Here is a 722-nt window from a genome sequence, read left to right as displayed (position 1 = left end):
GGGAGCGGTGAGCGATGAGCCGACGCCGAAAGATCCTCAGCGGGCTGCTCGCCCTGGTGGTGCTGGCCGCCGGCGGACTGGCCGCCGCCTCGGCCCTCGCCCCCGACGGCGTCCGCATCACCGCCTACTTCGACCGCGTCATCGGCGTCTACGCCGGGTCCGACCTGCGCATCCTCGGCGTCCGGGTCGGCGAGGTGGAGTCGGTGCGGCCGCAGGGCACCACGGTCCGCGTGGACCTGCGCCTCGACGAGGGGGTCAAGGTCCCCGAGAACGCGCGGGCCGTCGTCGTCGCCCCCAGCGTCGTCGCCGACCGCTACGTGCAGCTCACCCCCGCCCACACGTCCGGCCCCGCCCTCGCCGACGGCGCCGTGCTGCCCGCCTCGCGCAACCGGATCCCCGTCGAGATCGACCAGATCTACGACTCGATCACCGAACTCGCCGACGCGCTCGGCCCGGACGGCGCCAACGCCGAGGGCGCCCTGTCCGGACTGCTGCGGACCGGCGCCGCCAACCTGGACGGCAACGGCGAGGCCATCGGCACCGGCGTCGAGGAGTTCGGCAAGGCGGCCAAGACCCTGGACGGCAGCAGCGGCGACCTGTTCCGAACGCTCCGCAGCCTCCAGACCTTCACCACCATGCTGAAGGACAAGGACACCGACGTGCGCACCGCGCAGGAACGCCTCGACGAGGTCGTCGGCTTCTTCGCCGACAACAAGGACGAC

At 72.9% G+C, this 722-nt stretch carries 1 protein-coding gene; it reads left to right on the top strand.

Annotated elements, in window-relative coordinates:
• Positions 1-14: 14 nt before the first annotated feature.
• Positions 15-722: MCE family protein (locus tag LPA54_RS34010; RefSeq protein ID WP_228984540.1), on the top strand; the 708-nt coding region annotated here is incomplete at its 3' end.

The sequence above is a fragment of the Streptomyces sp. DH12 genome (genome assembly GCF_020873895.1).
In the GTDB taxonomy this organism is placed as follows: domain Bacteria; phylum Actinomycetota; class Actinomycetes; order Streptomycetales; family Streptomycetaceae; genus Streptomyces.
Note: the sequence above shows the minus strand (reverse complement) of the source record. Positions and strands in the feature narration are given on the sequence as shown.